The 16,008-nt window shown below is 35.6% G+C and carries 14 protein-coding genes and 1 pseudogene; 5 read left to right on the top strand and 10 right to left on the bottom strand.

Features of this window, described 5'->3' with window-relative positions; genetic code table 11:
• The first annotated feature begins 41 nt into the window (after positions 1–41).
• Positions 42–1,826, top strand: coding sequence for a peptide MFS transporter (locus tag ACY2RT_RS13820; RefSeq protein ID WP_490156513.1), 1,785 nt, complete (start codon positions 42–44; stop codon positions 1,824–1,826).
• An 81-nt stretch (positions 1,827–1,907) separates the two neighbouring features.
• On the top strand, positions 1,908–2,441 hold the full coding sequence (locus ACY2RT_RS13815) for a thioredoxin family protein (RefSeq protein ID WP_490156512.1): 534 nt from the start codon (positions 1,908–1,910) through the stop codon (positions 2,439–2,441).
• A gap of 26 nt (positions 2,442–2,467) precedes the next feature.
• Here ACY2RT_RS13815 and ACY2RT_RS13810 read toward each other — a convergent pair whose 3' ends face one another.
• From ACY2RT_RS13810 to surE, 6 genes and pseudogenes are all read right to left on the bottom strand, one after another.
• Positions 2,468–3,025: a hypothetical protein gene (locus tag ACY2RT_RS13810; protein ID WP_490156621.1), complete on the bottom strand. Its 558-nt coding sequence runs from the start codon at positions 3,023–3,025 to the stop codon at positions 2,468–2,470.
• Positions 3,005–4,495 (bottom strand): annotated as a pseudogene (locus ACY2RT_RS13805) (ComEC/Rec2 family competence protein); the annotation flags it as partial. The gene ACY2RT_RS13810 and the pseudogene ACY2RT_RS13805, both read right to left, overlap by 21 nt.
• Before the next feature lie 60 nt (positions 4,496–4,555).
• Positions 4,556–5,059 (bottom strand): C40 family peptidase, encoded by a 504-nt coding sequence (locus ACY2RT_RS13800; RefSeq protein ID WP_490156511.1) that lies wholly within the window; start codon positions 5,057–5,059, stop codon positions 4,556–4,558.
• Positions 5,060–5,105: 46 nt separating this feature from the next.
• Complete coding sequence (gene lpxB / locus ACY2RT_RS13795) at positions 5,106–6,224, bottom strand: lipid-A-disaccharide synthase (protein WP_490156510.1); 1,119 nt, start codon at positions 6,222–6,224, stop codon at positions 5,106–5,108.
• On the bottom strand, positions 6,225–6,524 hold the full coding sequence (locus ACY2RT_RS13790; RefSeq protein WP_490156509.1) for a hypothetical protein: 300 nt from the start codon (positions 6,522–6,524) through the stop codon (positions 6,225–6,227).
• Complete coding sequence (surE, locus tag ACY2RT_RS13785; RefSeq protein ID WP_490156508.1) at positions 6,521–7,300, bottom strand: 5'/3'-nucleotidase SurE; 780 nt, start codon at positions 7,298–7,300, stop codon at positions 6,521–6,523. Before surE ends, ACY2RT_RS13790 begins: the two co-directional genes overlap by 4 nt.
• Before the next feature lie 151 nt (positions 7,301–7,451).
• Between surE and ACY2RT_RS13780 the strand changes: the two genes are divergently transcribed.
• The 3 genes from ACY2RT_RS13780 to ACY2RT_RS13770 are packed head-to-tail and all read left to right on the top strand — an operon-like array spanning position 7,452 to position 11,561.
• A complete protein-coding gene (locus tag ACY2RT_RS13780; protein ID WP_490156507.1) occupies positions 7,452–9,584 on the top strand; it encodes a carboxy terminal-processing peptidase in 2,133 nt (710 codons plus the stop codon).
• Positions 9,585–9,591: 7 nt separating this feature from the next.
• Positions 9,592–10,695, top strand: a complete 1,104-nt coding sequence (locus ACY2RT_RS13775; RefSeq protein WP_490156506.1) for an ABC transporter permease — start codon at positions 9,592–9,594, stop codon at positions 10,693–10,695.
• Positions 10,696–10,742: 47 nt separating this feature from the next.
• Positions 10,743–11,561 carry a DNA/RNA non-specific endonuclease gene (locus tag ACY2RT_RS13770; RefSeq protein WP_490156505.1) on the top strand — a complete coding sequence of 273 codons (819 nt, stop codon included), beginning with the start codon at positions 10,743–10,745 and terminating at the stop codon, positions 11,559–11,561.
• Here the strand turns inward: ACY2RT_RS13770 and rodA are convergent.
• Genes rodA through mreC form a run of 4 tightly spaced genes read right to left on the bottom strand, consistent with a single transcriptional unit; the run spans position 11,558 to position 16,005 of the window.
• Positions 11,558–12,814, bottom strand: coding sequence for a rod shape-determining protein RodA (gene rodA, locus ACY2RT_RS13765; RefSeq protein WP_490156504.1), 1,257 nt, complete (start codon positions 12,812–12,814; stop codon positions 11,558–11,560). The two genes, ACY2RT_RS13770 and rodA, sit on opposite strands and share 4 nt — an antisense overlap.
• Positions 12,814–14,682, bottom strand: a complete 1,869-nt coding sequence (gene mrdA, locus ACY2RT_RS13760) for a penicillin-binding protein 2 (protein WP_490156503.1) — start codon at positions 14,680–14,682, stop codon at positions 12,814–12,816. The genes rodA and mrdA overlap by 1 nt, the downstream gene beginning before the upstream one ends.
• Complete coding sequence (gene mreD / locus ACY2RT_RS13755) at positions 14,682–15,188, bottom strand: rod shape-determining protein MreD (RefSeq protein ID WP_490156502.1); 507 nt, start codon at positions 15,186–15,188, stop codon at positions 14,682–14,684. Before mreD ends, mrdA begins: the two co-directional genes overlap by 1 nt.
• The gene (mreC, locus tag ACY2RT_RS13750; protein ID WP_490156501.1) at positions 15,175–16,005 is read right to left on the bottom strand and encodes a rod shape-determining protein MreC; all 831 of its coding nucleotides are present in this window, start codon (positions 16,003–16,005) and stop codon (positions 15,175–15,177) included. Before mreC ends, mreD begins: the two co-directional genes overlap by 14 nt.
• Positions 16,006–16,008 lie beyond the last annotated feature (3 nt).

The following is a 16,008-nucleotide window of genomic DNA, read 5'->3' as shown; positions in this document are numbered from 1 at the left end:
AGGCTTTGTTGTTTTTATATGCATCATCTAAATTCTTTTTTATGAACACAGACATTGAAAATCTATTTAAAGACAAAGTATTAGGACACCCTGCGGGACTTTTCGTATTATTTTTTACCGAAATGTGGGAACGATTTTCCTTCTATGGAATGCGTATTCTTTTGGTGCTATTTTTAACAGCTCCTATTTTAAGTGATAATCCCGGATGGGAATGGCCTAGGGAACATGCCTTGGCTTTGATAGGTACCTATGCGTCTTTATTATATCTAACACCTATTATTGGAGGGTGGATCGCAGATAAGATCACCGGTTATAGAATGGCAGTAGTCCTGGGTTGTTTAATTATGACATTGGGCCATGCTTCTATGGCATTGGAGACTACAATGTCATTTTACTTAGGTCTTGCTTTACTGGTAATAGGAACCGGGTTTTTTAAGCCTAATATTACATCTATCATTTCCGAAATGTATAAAGGCAAAGAATCCAAAAAAGATGGAGCTTATACCATTTTCTATATGGGTGTAAATGCAGGAGCCTTTTTTGGAATGATGCTTTGTGGTTATTTGGCTGAAAATTATGGATGGTCGTGGGGCTTTGGATTAGCTGGAATCTTTATGATGTTGGGAATGCTTCAATTTTGGTTGGCAAAGAACCTGTTTGGTAGCATTGGCGCGAAGCCTTCTAAAAAATATGAAGTAGAGTTACCTCAAAATATAAATGAAGAAAACCCTGTTGAACAAGAAGATGCAAAAGTAAATGAGAAACTGAATCCATTTACAATGTTCGATAAGATCTTAGTTGTCTTAGCATCTGTGGGAGGATTATTGTATTTGTTTAATGATCCTTTAGAAAAAATTGAAGGAACAAGTCTGGTCCCTTTTGAAGTGGGAGGATTAAGCGGATCTAATTTTGTTGTACTATGTGCATTAGTATTGTTTTTGATCTTACTGGTCACAAGAATAGCAAGATATATCCCAATAGTACGCGATAGAATTATTGCTGTATCCATATTTGGTTTATTTACAGTATTTTTCTTTGCTTTTTTTGAACAATCTTTGGGATCTATGACCTTGTTCGCAAGAGATTATACAGATAGGGATTTAGTTGGAGATTCTGCAATGATATTTAAGGTAGTGGATGCATTATTAACTACTGTGCCTCTCATAATAATCACCTGGGTGTTATTTCTTTTATCTAAAAAGACATTTTCCAGAATAGGATTGTCCAATGTTGTATTAGCAATCGCATTTATTGGTGTGTGGGTTTTGGTGATTTTTAGGTTAATTGACAAATTTTCGCAAGAAGGAAACCAAATTGATGCTACCTGGTTTGGAATCTTAAATTCATTCTTCATTATCACTTTAGCACCGCTATTTTCAAAGTGGTGGGAAAGTAAATACAACCCAAGCGCGGCAATGAAATATGGACTGGGATTAATACTATTGGGCCTTGGTTTTGCTATATTATCTTATGGGGCATCCGATATTCCATCTGGGGCGAAAACAGCTTCAGTAAGTATGATATTTTTAATTCTGGCTTATTTACTTCACACTATGGGTGAATTATGCCTGTCTCCGGTAGGGTTATCCTATTTAAGTAAATTGGTCCCTGCACGTATGATAGGTTTTATGTTCGGGGTTTGGTACCTGGCTATTGCCGTAGGCCAAAAAGCTGCCGGAACAATGGGAGGAATGATCGACAAAATTTCAGAACAATATTCATTAGGGACGTTCTTCTTAATATTCACATTGATACCTATAGGAGTAGGAGTGCTTTCAATTTTACTGAATCCGGTGCTTAAAAAGCTCATGCACGGCGTTAGGTAGATACAATAGATCATATAAAAAAACGTTCCCAATTTGTGGAACGTTTTTTGTTGCACTATATTGACAAAAAAACCATTACAAATGAAAAAGATATTACTTTTTGTCGCCCTACTGGCAGTTGGTACCATATCCGCCCAAAAGATCAATTGGATGACTTTAAATGAAGCGTTGGTTGCTCAAAAAGAACAACCAAAGAAGATTTTTATGGATGTTTATACTACTTGGTGTGGCCCATGTAAGTTGTTAGATAAAAATACATTTGGTGATAAAAATGTGATTGACTTCATCAATGAGAATTACTATGCTGTGAAATTTAACGCCGAAGGAACAGAAGAGATCACGTATCAGGATTTCACGTATACAAATCCCAATTATCAAGAAGGCAGAAAAGGCAGAAATGCAACTCACTTTTTTGCAGATGCATTAAAATTGAGAGGTTATCCGAGCTTGGTCTTTTTTAAGGAAAATGGTGATTTAATTCAGGCAGTAGCAGGGTATAAAACGCCACAACAATTAGAGATCTACTTAAAAATGATCGCTAATGATGACTATGCAAAATTAACGACAGTTGAGGCATGGAAAGAATATCAGAATAATTTTAAAGGAACTTTTTAAGAGTAGCTTTTAAGTTAAGTATTTCACTACTCTATAATGAAAGCTCCCTTTTTGCCTGTATGGTGGAAAGGGAGCTTCCTTATTTTACAGGTGTAACGCCAACGATTAACATAAGAAATATAATTACTCCCATCTGCCACAATATATTTAGGTTGAAGGCTGTCAATAAGCCTTTCAAGATTCACTTTTGGGTTATGTGTAAGAACCACGACATCTGTGTTCGAAATTTCAGGATAGATTCCCAGGCTATCCAAAATCAAAACTTGCTTGCTGCCATATAGAAATACAGGAGGTATTTTTTCTTCGGAATACGTTGAAATGTTTTGTGCGACACGATATTCTTTGACAGGAAATTTATTTTTATAATTCTGGCTCGAATCACTTCGGAACAATAATAGATCTGCTGCATTTTTATAACCAATAAGCGTGTGTTTGCTTTTGTGGAAAATGATTAATTGATGGTCTGAAAACGTATATATATTCCATATAAAAACTCCAATGAATAAAATTAAACTGATAAGGCTGAATACAACTCTGTTATAGTTTATCTTTTTCCAAAGAAGTACAAGAGATATAATGACCAAATAACTTGCTATTACCTTTGTTTTGGAAAATGGGATATCCAGAAATAAGAAATCATCTTGTTTTGCAACCCAGTTTATAAAACTATTTAGCAGTTCAATAAGGTAATTGTAAACCAATGCTAAAGTATCGGGAAGCATATTTAGAACAGTTAAGATTATAATAAAAATTCCTCCTACCAGAAGAATCCCCAAAAACGGAAGGATTATAATATTGGTAACCATGAATAAGCCCGGAAACTGATGAAAATAATACAAACTCAATGGTACAATACCTAATTGTGCTGCAATGGTAACAGTAACAATTCCCCAGATCTTTTTAAGGAAAAAGTTTTTTGGAATATAGAGCCGAAACAATCCTGGTTGTATCCAAAGTATAAACAATACAGCCAGATAACTTAATTGAAATCCAATATGAAATAACCATTGTGGATTAAAAAGCAGCAAAACAAAGAATGAAAGGAATAATGTATTAATAGAATTGGTCGTGCGGTTGCTGTATTACGTAAAAGAGAAAAATGAAAACATAGTCACGGCTCGCACTACTGAAGGCGATAATCCGGCAATCAAAGCAAAACACCAAAGGAACAATATGATGAGTATGGATTTAATAAACATTCCTTTAGGAAGGTATTCCAGAGGTTTCAACAACCCGGATAAGAGTAAAAAAAGAATCCCTACATGTAGCCCCGAAACAGCCAAAATATGTATAGCTCCTGCCGCTGCATAATCATTATAGATTTTAGTATTAATGTCTTTTCGTTGCCCTAATACCAATGCCTGAATAATGCTGCGCTCTGGTGTTTCAATTAGGGTATTTTGTAATTTTTTGATACAATAATTCCGAAGCTTTTCGGCAATACCTCTAAGCGTTATTGTCCCTTTCGATTCTTTCAAAATATGCCGGCTTGAAATTCGTAGTTGATGATAGGCTCCCAGTGTTTCCATATACTCGGCATATTTAAATTGATATGGATTTAAAGGCTTCGGGATTTCTATGTATGAAGTATAGACCAGCAGGACATCATCAATAGCATATTCTTTTTGGCTATCTTCTTTTTGAATATTGAGAAGCATTTTTCCGGAAGTGGTAATTCCTTGTACTGCTTCAGTTTCAACAATGTATTTTACATTATAATTATCTGGTTTTAAAGTTTCTTTTATTTTTAGCTGAAGTGTTACAGGAGTTCTAGCTTCCACACAATGTGAATAGTGATTTGGACAAAAGTTGGGAAGACGCAGTTGGTAGTTAAAATACCCAATACAGAAAAAGCATAGGTAAGCTATAATTCCGAAAGAAGCAGAAGGCAGTAACTGCTTTAACCCAACCCGCCAAATGATTAACAAAAGAACAAAGAGGCCTAAAACAAGAGGTAAAAAGAAAATAGGATTGTTTTTGAAAAAATGCGCTGTAAGAATACCCAACGCAAGGAAAACAGAAAATTTTACGATTGTAAAATTGATAAATTTCATCCCAGTATTTTAAAACAATGTTTAAAATAAACTGGGAAGTGTGCCTAAGATAGCAATTTTCTAAATAACTCTGCGAACTTCAATAAAAGCAGACTTCCAATAACGTTCTTCAAGAGAAGAGATAATAACTCCACTGGAAGTTGTAGAGTGTATAAATCTAATATCTCCGCCTTTAGTCTCGACAACTAGCCCTACGTGATTAATGACTCTTCGGTTTTTATTTGTTTGAAAGAACACCAGATCACCTAAGGTAGTTTGTGATAATTTAATACGTTTACCTTTGGTTGCCATATCACGTGAGACACGTGGCAATACAACGCTTTCTTTCTTAAAGGCAGTATAGACCAATCCTGAACAATCCATTCCTGATTTTGTTGTACCTCCAAACTTATAGCGAGTACCTTGAAAGGTTTTTGCATAATCTACAATATTCTCCAGTTTTCCTTTGTTGGAATTTTTGGAGATTCTTTCAGCTTTGTAAACTTTGGTTTTGGAGGTCGTCTTAGAACTACCGCAAGAGGCTATAAACAGAGATAACAGGGCAAGTAGGAATAGTTTTTTCATGTAGGGCAAAATTCCAATTCTTGAAGCATAAAACTATGAATTTTTTTTAAGTATTGGAAACCGCTTTAAAAATTAACCTGGCAGTTTTTTCACTGGCGCCTTTTCCACCCAGTTTTTTTTCCAGATCATAATAATCTAAAAACAAGGTAGCCCGCTTATATGGATCAAGGATATTTGATAGTTCTTTTTTCAGATTCTTGGTATTGAGTTCAGTTTGGATCAGCTCGGTAACCACTTCTTTATCAAGAATTAAATTCACCAATGAAATATACTTAAGCTTAATTACTCTTTTGGCAATTTCGTAGGAAATGCGATTTCCCTTATAGCAGACCACTTGTGGAATCTTAAATAAAGCAGTTTCGAGTGTAGCGGTTCCCGAAGTGACCAATGCAGCATCAGAAATACTTAACAGATCGTACGTTTTATTTAGCAGTAGATGGACATTTTGTTTTTTGATAAAAGGGGCATAAAACCCCTCTTCCTGGCTGGGTGCTCCCGCAATTACAAACTGATAGTCTTTAAAATCTTCAACAACAGACAACATGATCTTCAACATTTTGGAAATTTCCTGCTTTCTGCTTCCGGGTAGCAAAGCAATAATAGGGCGGTCATCCCAACCATATTCTTTTTTGAATGTAATAGGATCTACCTGCTCTCTGTTGGAAATAGCATCAATTAACGGGTGTCCAACAAAATGTACCGGAAAATGGTGTTTCTTTTCGTAGAAATCTTTTTCAAATGGCAGAATTACATACATCGCATCTACATCACGTTTTATGCTTTTGATCCGACCTTCTTTCCAAGCCCAAATTTGTGGGGAAATATAATAATGTGTTTTGAAACCTTTTTTCTTTGCCCATTTGGCAATACGTAGATTGAAACCAGGATAATCAATGAATATAATTACATCGGGATTGAAGTCTTCAATATCTTTTTTACAAAGTTTAATATTCTTAAGAATTGTTCTTAAGTTAAAAAGCACTTCTACAAATCCCATAAAGGCTAAGTCTCGATAGTGTTTTACTAATTCCCCTTCGGTTTGTTGCATTAAATCACCTCCCCAGTACTTAAAAGATGCTTCAGTATCTTGCCTTTTAAGTGCCTTCATTAAGTTAGCTCCGTGTAAGTCTCCGGAGGCCTCTCCTGCTATGAGGTAATACTTCATTTAGTAAAACTTTGAAATCAGAATTATAATTGCAGCGATCAAAGTAGCTAAAACCACGCCACGAGCTCGATAATATTGTTTTTTTTTCAAAATGACAAAAAAAGCTGCCAGATTCAATAATGCTCCAAGTGCAATGATGTTTCCTGTTAACCCTTGTTCTAAAGCTACGTCTAATGTGCTTTCAATACTTAATTTTTTAACTTTCGATAAAAAGAAAACATAAAGATAACTCCCTGTCAAATTTGACAATAACCCTATTAGTAATCCAATGCATATTTCTTTTGCTATATTTCTTTTCATTTCAGCTCCCAGGTATTAATATCCTTAATTGCATGATGTGCTGTAAGATCAAACTGTACAGGAACCACAGAAACGTATCCATTGTGTAATGCCCATTCATCTGTATCTTCTCCCTTATCCTCATTAACAAATTCCCCTGTAAGCCAATAGTATTCACGTCCTAACGGATTTACACGCTTGTCGAAGGTCTCAATCCAATGTGCATTGGCTTGTCTACAAACTTTAATCCCTTTGATCTCATTTTTATCAAGCTTAGGAATATTTACATTCAATACTACCCCTTTTGGTAATCCGTTATTCAGGCACTGTACAGCAATGGTTTTTATATATTTTTTTACAGGTTCAAAGTTGGCTTCCATAGAATAGTCCAGTAATGAAAACCCAATGGAAGGAATACCTAGTGTACCGGCCTCTACGGCAGCACTCATAGTACCGCTATAAATTACATTGATAGATGAATTACTTCCGTGATTCACCCCGCTTACACATAGATCGGGTTTACGCCTTAAGATTTCATTTACTGCCAATTTCACACAATCTACAGGTGTACCACTACAGCTAAACTCTTTTTGGGGTTGTTCCTTATTAATTTTAATACTATCACAGTACAAAGTATCGTTAATAGTAATAGCATGACCCATCCCACTTTGAGGGGAGTCCGGAGCGACAACATATACGTCTCCAAGTGTATTCATGACCTCAATAAGGGCGCGAATACCCGGTGCAGTGATACCATCGTCGTTGGTGACCAATATGAGAGGTTTTTTATCTGGCATGCCTATTGTTTTTTAAAAAGCTAAAATACACATTTTATAGCCGTTGTTATAATTAGTTTGTTTAACAAAAAATTAGTATCATTATGGGTTATTGGCACGGTTTTTTATATAATTTAGAAGACTCTAATTTAAGATGATTGATATGCGCATTATGAAAAAGAACTTTAAAGTATTATTCATTGCTGTATTTGTAGCAGCAGCTTCTTGCAGCTTTACAACAAAGAAGTTTGATGATCCCGATAAAGATAAACTCCTTATAGATTTAATAACCTATGTTTTACAAAAGGGGCATTATGACCCGGCAGATATAGATGATACTTTTTCTGAAGGCGTTTTTGAAGATTTCATAGATGGTTTAGACCCTATTAAAAGATATTTTTTAGCTTCAGATATTGTAGAATTTAGTGCATACAAACATGAAATTGATGATCAAATTAAAAACAAAGAGTTAATTTTTTTCAATTTGGTACATGAACGTTTTAAACAACGAATGGAAGAGGCAAAAGATATATATGTAGAAGTGCTAAAAACACCTTTTGATTATTCTAAAAATGAAGTTATTAATGTAGATTATGACGAGTTGGCCTACGCCAGTTCCAAAAAAGAATTGAAAGAACGTTGGAGGTGGCAATTAAAATTTTCTACTATTTCTTCTTATTATGATTTAGTGGAAGAAGAAAAAACAAAACTTGAAACGGAAGAAGAATATACTCGAAAATCATTGGCCGAAGTAGAAGAAAAGGCCAGAGGGACAACAGAAACCTCTTTAAAGGAATACTTTGATTTTGCAGATGATCTGGAACGCAAAGATTATTTTGCTGTTTTCCTGACTACCATTGTTGAAGAATTTGACCCACATACCAACTACTTTGCTCCGCCGGACAGAGATCGTTTCGATTTACGTATGTCCGGGAAATTAGAGGGTATTGGTGCTCGACTTCAAAAGAGAAATGATTATATCAATATTGTTGAAGTGATAAGCGGAGGCCCTGCGTGGAGTGGAGAACATGTTGAAGTAGGCGATATAATCTTAAAAGTAAAACAAGCCGATGAAGATGAAGCCGTAAGCATCGTGGGGATGCGCCTTGATGATGCAGTGAAGCTTATCAAGGGGCCAAAGGGAACTCAGGTAACTCTTACAATAAAGCGTGTAGACGGTACTATTGAAGAAGAAGTAATTACTCGAGATGTAGTTGAATTGGAAGAGACCTATGCAAAATCTACTGTCATAGAAAAAGAAGATAAAAAGTTTGGACTAATTAATCTTCCACAATTCTATTTTGATATGGACGACTATAAGAAGCGAAATGCTGCAAGCGATGTCAAGAAAGAAATTGAACGACTTAAAGAAGAAGGAATGGAAGGGTTGGTGTTGGACTTACGTGATAACGGAGGAGGATCCTTAAAAACGGCTGTAGATATTGGAGGATTATTCATAAAAGAAGGGCCAATCGTTCAGGTTGCTTCCGGAGGAAGTAGAAAAGAAGTTCTGAAAGATGAAAATGATGAGTTGGTCTGGGATGGCCCGTTAGTTATTTTAGTGAATGAACTATCTGCATCAGCTTCAGAAATACTGGCCGCTGCCATGCAGGATTATAAACGTGCAATAATTCTGGGTAGTAAACAAACCTATGGAAAAGGGACTGTTCAGAATTTAATTGATTTAAACCAGTGGTTACGTAAAAATGATATGGGAGATATGGGAGCTTTAAAGCTAACAACCCAAAAATTCTATAGGGTTAATGGAGGTTCTACACAGTTAGAAGGAGTGAAAAGTGATGTTGTAATGCCAGACCGCTATAGTTATATTGATGTTGGAGAACGTGATTATGATAATCCTTTGCCATACGATAAAATTGAACCTGCCAAATACGAAGTTTGGGATGGCTATATTGATTTTGATGAAACCATCAAAAAAAGTAAAGAACGTATGGAAAAAAGTGAGCAGTTAGCTTTAATCGACCAAAATGCACGATGGGTAAAAGTTAAGCGCGATGAGATGAATGTGAATTTAAATTTTGACACCTACAGCGCCGAAATAGCTAAGCGTAAAAAAGAAAGTAAAAGGTTTGATTTGATCGATGAATACGACAATAAGCTAAGTTACCGTTCATTGCCTAATGAAATTGCAATGATGCGTCAGGATACTACATTACGTGAAAAAAGAAAGCGATGGCACAAGAACCTTGCAAAAGATATTTATGTAGAAGAAGCAGTTAACGTACTGGAGGATTTAAAATTAAGTAACATAAGAAAAGGTAAAATGGCGAACATTAAAAATTGATTTTTTAATGAATAAATCGACCTCTTTAACAAAAGTTGCGCTCCAAAAGTTTAAAAGAAACTTTTGGGGCGTTTTTAGTTTTAGCTTTTTAGTTGTTTGTGTGCTGGTGGCCATTTTTGCATATGCATTGGCGCCGGATAATTCTCAAAATGCCAACCAAATGCATTTGTCTATTCATTCCAAATCACCTGGGTTTTCTGTGCAAATGCTAACTATTCCTGCCAAAGTTGAAGAGCAAAATGCCTTTTCAGTTTTTTTCTTCGGAAAGAAGAACGCAGATGCTGAAATTCCAATTTCCAGTTATACCCTAAAAGAAAATTCATTACAAGTAACAGAATATACCTTAGACGGTACCGAAGGGCTTCAAAAAGAATATGCTTTTTCACTATTTCCTGATGCAGGAAATTTAGAGGATGTACCAAAGCATTACATTTCAGAAAAAAAATTCATTTTAGGGACAGATAAGTATGGCCGAGACCTATTGAGCCGTATGTTGATAGGTATCCGTATTTCACTGGCTATTGGTTTTGTAGCAGTATTTATTTCTTTGGTCATTGGAATTACAATGGGGGCAGTAGCAGGCTACTTTGGTGGTAAAGTTGATGCTGCAATTATGTGGGTTATTAATGTGACCTGGTCCATTCCTACACTCCTGTTGGTTATTGCTATAACATTAGCACTTGGAAAAGGATTTTGGCAGGTTTTTATTGCTGTCGGGCTCACTATGTGGGTAGAAGTAGCCCGTGTGGTGAGAGGGCAGGTACTGGGCGTAAAAGAAATGCAATACGTTACGGCAGCTAGAGCTTTGGGTTTTAACGACCTAAGGATCATTGTACGCCATATTTTACCAAATGCCATGGCACCGGTAATTATCATTTCTGCAGCTAATTTTGCCGGAGCAATACTTATTGAAAGTGGATTGAGCTTTTTAGGAATTGGTGCTCAACCCCCTATGCCAAGCTGGGGTGGGATCATTAAAGACCATTATGCCTATATTATTTTAGGGAAACCATATCTGGCGATTATTCCCGGGTTGGCTATAATGAGTTTGGTCACTGCTTTTATGTTAATAGGAAATGCGTTACGAGATGCTCTGGATGTGAGAAGTTGATTATTAACACTCATCCATAATTTTTTAAATACAATAGATTGCTTTATATGAACCGAAAATACCTCTATCCTTTACTTACTGTACTTATTATTGTTGGATTGTATTATGCTGAAAAATATGTGGATACCCGGAACGAAAATTACCCCGATACAACAAAATCAAAAGGAGAATATTTAGCTACAGAGTTTAACGATTCTTTTTTACCCACATCTACTACCGGTGTTGTGATAGAGCATACCTATTTTACACTTTCCTATGCCGAAGACCACGAACAAGCAGAATGGGTAGCGTATGAGCTTTCCAAAAAGCATTTATCTCAAAATGATTTTGAACGCCCGGATTTTGTGGAAGACAGAGAGGTAAAATCCAAATCGGCGCATTGGAGAAGTTATAAAGGTTCGGGATATGACCGGGGGCATTTGTGCCCCGCTGGAGATCGCAGGTTTTCTTTTGATGCTTATCATGAAACTTTTTTAACCAGCAATATAAGTCCGCAAAACAATGGCTTCAATAGTGGTATATGGAATAAACTGGAACAAAAAACACGCTACTGGGCAAAAAAGTACGATGGTGTGTATGTGGTCACAGGAGGTGTCTTAAAAAATGGGTTAAAAAAGATAGGTTCGGAAGGAGTTTCAGTACCCGAAGCATTTTTCAAAATTATAATGGATATTTCTGAAGGAGAATATAAGGCAATTGCTTTTTTAATTCCGAATGAGCCAACCAATAAGTCCTTTTATGAATACGTAACTACTATTGATGAGATCGAATCACAAACAGGAATCGATTTCTTTCCGAAGCTTTCAGGTAAAATTGAAAGTGAAATAGAAGCAAAAATAGAACTAAAATCCTGGGGAAGACATTAGGTGTAATAGTAATTTGAAGCATCCAATCGCACAAAAATAAATAGTAAAATAGTAAAACCCCATAATCCGGAGCCCCCATAACTAAAGAAAGGAAGTGGAATACCTACCGTTGGGAAAAGGCCTGTCACCATTCCTATGTTCACAAAAAAGTGTAGAAATAGTATAGCAGCGACACTATACCCGTACACTCTGCCAAATTGATTTTTTTGTCGTTCTGCCAATTGAAGAATACGTACAATAAGCACTATAAACAATACAACAACAACCATACTGCCTAGAAAGCCCCATTCTTCACCTACGGTACTAAATATATAATCTGTATGTTGTTCTGGCACAAAATTTCCTTTGGTTTGTGTCCCTTGAGTCCAGCCTTTTCCTGTCCACCCTCCACTTCCAATGGCTATTTCACTTTGGTTCGTGTTATAACCAATTCCTTTTGAGTCGATTTCTTTGCCTAATACAATATTGAACCGGTCACGATGTCGCTGTTCAAATACATTGTTGAAAATATAATTTACTGAAAAAGCAAAACCAATACAGGCCGTAGTGATAATAATGTATTTAAAGATACCAGGCCGTTTCTTTCTGTTTTTGAAAAAAATAAATCCGGCAATTAACAATACCCCTAAAGTTATCCAAACTACTCCAAATATTAATGTACTAACAAACAGGGCAGCTGCAAAGAAACCCAATAATAGATATACAAAATGAAGTCCTTCTCGATAGAGAGGAAATATAAAGGCTATATATATTAATGCACTCCCAGGGTCTGGCTGCAGGATGATTAAAATTGCCGGCAAGGCTATAATTATAAAAGTCCGTAATTGATGTTTAAATTCTTTTACGTTGGTTTGTATGTCACTCACATATTTTGCCAACGCCAAAGCGGTTGCTGCTTTTGCAAATTCACTAGGCTGAAGGCCAAAACTTCCAAAAACATACCAGGAAGTAGCACCATTTATGTTCTTTCCAAAAACAAACAGGCCAAGCAATGACAATAAAGAAACGATATAAATAATACTTGAAAAGCGTTCATAAAATTTAGCTTCTATTGCCAGAATAAAAATAATAAGGATGATGCTTAAGAAAATGAAAAATAATTGCCTGGTATAAATCTGGCTTAAATCAAAAAATCCCGAAGAACTATCACTTAAAGAAGCTGAATAAATATTTATCCATCCAATTCCTACTAAAGCTATATATAGAAAAATGGTAAACCAATCAAACTTCAGAATTCCCTTCCCGTTTGCCATTAGATATTAATTTTAAAAGGCTCATTACTATAAGGTTTTGCATATTCTTCTTCAAGACTTCCATTAAGAATAAAGGTTTCCATGTCGGTACGCGTAATTTCTCCTTTTATATACTTTTCAATCATCAATCCGGCTATTCGTCCTGCCCACCTTGAGCCCCAATAACCGTTCTCTACAAATACTGCGATTGCAATTTTTGGGTTGTCCTTTGGAGCAAATGCAACAAAAATAGAATGATCTGTCAATTGCATACGCTTTCCATCTATACGAATATAATTTTCGGCAGTTCCAGTTTTACCACATATTTCAATACCGGGAATTTGTATATGTGAGGCAGTTCCTTTATTGTATACATCGAACATTCCTTCTATTACAGGCTCGAAATACCTTGGGTTTATAGTAGTGATATTTTTTTTAGTATAGATCTGCGGAATTGTATCTACGGTATTAATGTTCTTTATAATGTGTGGCTTATAGTACCAGCCCCTGTTTGCAATCGTTGCCGTAAGATTTACCATCTGCATAGGGGTAAGTAATACTTCTCCCTGTCCAATAGCATTAGAAATAGTAGCTGTTGCATACCATTTATAGTCAGGATACCTGTATACCCGATTATAATAATTGGCATCTGGTATTTTTCCTGGCCGCCCACTGGGAAGGTCATACCCCATATAATTTCCTAAACCGAAACTTTCTAAATGTTTTTTCCAATTATCTATTCCATCTTGAGGTGACGGGTATTTTTCTATGGTACGTCTGTAAACTGTACAAAAATAGGCATTACATGAATTTGCTATACCGCCTACCATATCGAGTGGGGTTGTATGATGATGGCAGCCTAACTTTTTTCCTCTTCCGTATGTGTAGCCATTTCGACAGTAAATTTTTTCTTCTGTAGTAATAACTTCTTCCTGTAAACCAATGAGTGCGGTAAGTGCTTTAAAGGGAGACCCCGGCGGATATTCACCTTGTAATCCACGATCAAAAAGAGGCTTTGCTATGGTGTCATAATATAGTTTGGTAAAATTTTTGGAACGTTCTCTCCCAACTAATAATCCGGGATCGTAATAGGGAGCAGTAATTAGAGTAAGTATCTCACCAGTAGCAGGTTCGATTGCAACAATTCCACCACGTTTATTGGCCATTAATTGTTCTCCATATTCTTGAAGTTTGGCATCAATAGTAAGTGTAATATCTTTTCCACGTTGAGGGAGTGTATCAAAAACACCCTCTTTGTAGGGGCCAATATCCCTGTTAAAGCGATCTTTTTGAATATATTTTACTCCTTTTACACCACGTAGTACCTCTTCATAATGGCTTTCTACACCTTGCATTCCAATTAGGTCCCCCATCTGATAATAAGGATTCTTTTCGATGATTCGATTGTTAACTTCAGCAATATAGCCTAAGACGTTTGCCGAATTTTTTACCTGATAATCTCTTAAAGATCTTTTCTGAATATAAAACCCTTGGTATTTGTGCATCTTTTCTGAAAGATATGCGTATTCTTCCTTAGTTAATTGTGGAATTACCACCGAAGGTAATCTGGGTGAATATATCCGGGCTTTCTTTAAGATAGATTTAAAGTCTTCTTTGGAGATCTTTAAAATGTCACAAAATTCCAATGTATCCAGAGGTTTTACATCCCTTGGAATCACCATTACATCATAGGAAGGCTGGTTAGAAACCAATAATTTTCCGTTGCGATCAAAAATATAACCACGCTGTGGATAATCGTAAATTACTTTAATAGCATTATTTTCAGACAATTTCTGAAACGATGTATCATAAATTTGAAGATAGAACAACCGTCCGGCAAATACTACTCCGGTAATTAACACAATAGAAAGAAGTAATAGTTTTCTCATTATGACTTTCGGCTAAACAGTAATAACGTACATAGAATTAATAGTATACTGAATACTCCTGAAAATAACGTAGATTTTAGGATTAATAATATATGTGAAACGCTAAATATTTCTAATCCAAATAATACCAAATGATGTAAGAGGACCATCAGGGATACATACACTAATCTTTCAGTAAGAGAAACTTTACTTATTTTAACCGTGTTGTACTCGTAACTAATTCCAAAAGAAAATTTTAATATTAGCGGGCGCAGGTACGCAATAAAAACACAAGCTGCAGCATGAACTCCTCCGGAATCTCCAAAAATATCGATAGTTAGCCCTAATAAGAAACTTAGTAAGATAAGTAGTGATTGGTTTCCGTTAAGCGGAAAAATTAAAATAAAAAAGATATATACAAAAGGATTTACAAATCCAAAAAAGTTAATGTGATTTAATATAAGCACTTGTAATAATACCAATACTACAAATCGTAGGGCATTCATAAAAATTTCACTGTTCTGCATCTTCCACTTCTTTTTCCAACGCTAAAATTTCTTCGGCATCTTGATTTTCTATAATGTACACATTTTCCAGATTGGTCATATCATTGAATAATTGAATATCCAAATCATAATAATTTTCACCCTCTTTCAGGATCACATCTTTAATAGAGCCAATTAGTATACCTTTTGGAAAAATAGTAGATTTTCCTCCTGTGATAATGGTATCTCCTATAGCAACAACAGCCAGCCTGGGGACTTCAATTAATTGCACAACATTTGGATTTTTTGTATCCCAAATGAGTGTTCCAAAATGCTTGGAATTTTTAAGCTTCGCATTGATCTGGCTTTTTGTGTTTAAAATAGACTGAACAGTTGCATAATTAGAAGACACACTATTGATAATACCAACAACACCTTTTGTGGTTATAACACCCATATCAATTTGCAGGCTGTCTTTTGCCCCTTTATCTATAGTAAGGTTATTTTTAGTTTTTGAATAGTTATTGTTTATTACTCTGGCTGCTAAAAAATTATATTTTGAAGGCAGTATGCTGTCGCTATTAGTAAAATTGACAGAATTTGCCTTATAGCCTTCCAGAAGACTTCTGAGCCTTTTGTTCTCATCCACCAGTTTTTGATTTTCTTTTTTAAGACCAAAATAAGTAGTGATGTCACTTTTAATGGAATAGATGGTTCCGCTAACAGCATTTGAAGAACTTACAAACTTACTTTTGTGAAAAGAATGTGTTCTAATGGTAAGTGTAATTGCAATGAGGAACAAAAGGCCGAACAACAGGAAATTTTTATTCCGTATAAAGAAAAATATAATCTGTTGCATAGC

This window comes from Ulvibacter sp. 2210JD10-4 (assembly GCF_058148525.1).
The sequence above is the reverse complement of the archived record's forward strand: the minus strand, read 5'-3'. Positions and strand labels throughout refer to the sequence as shown.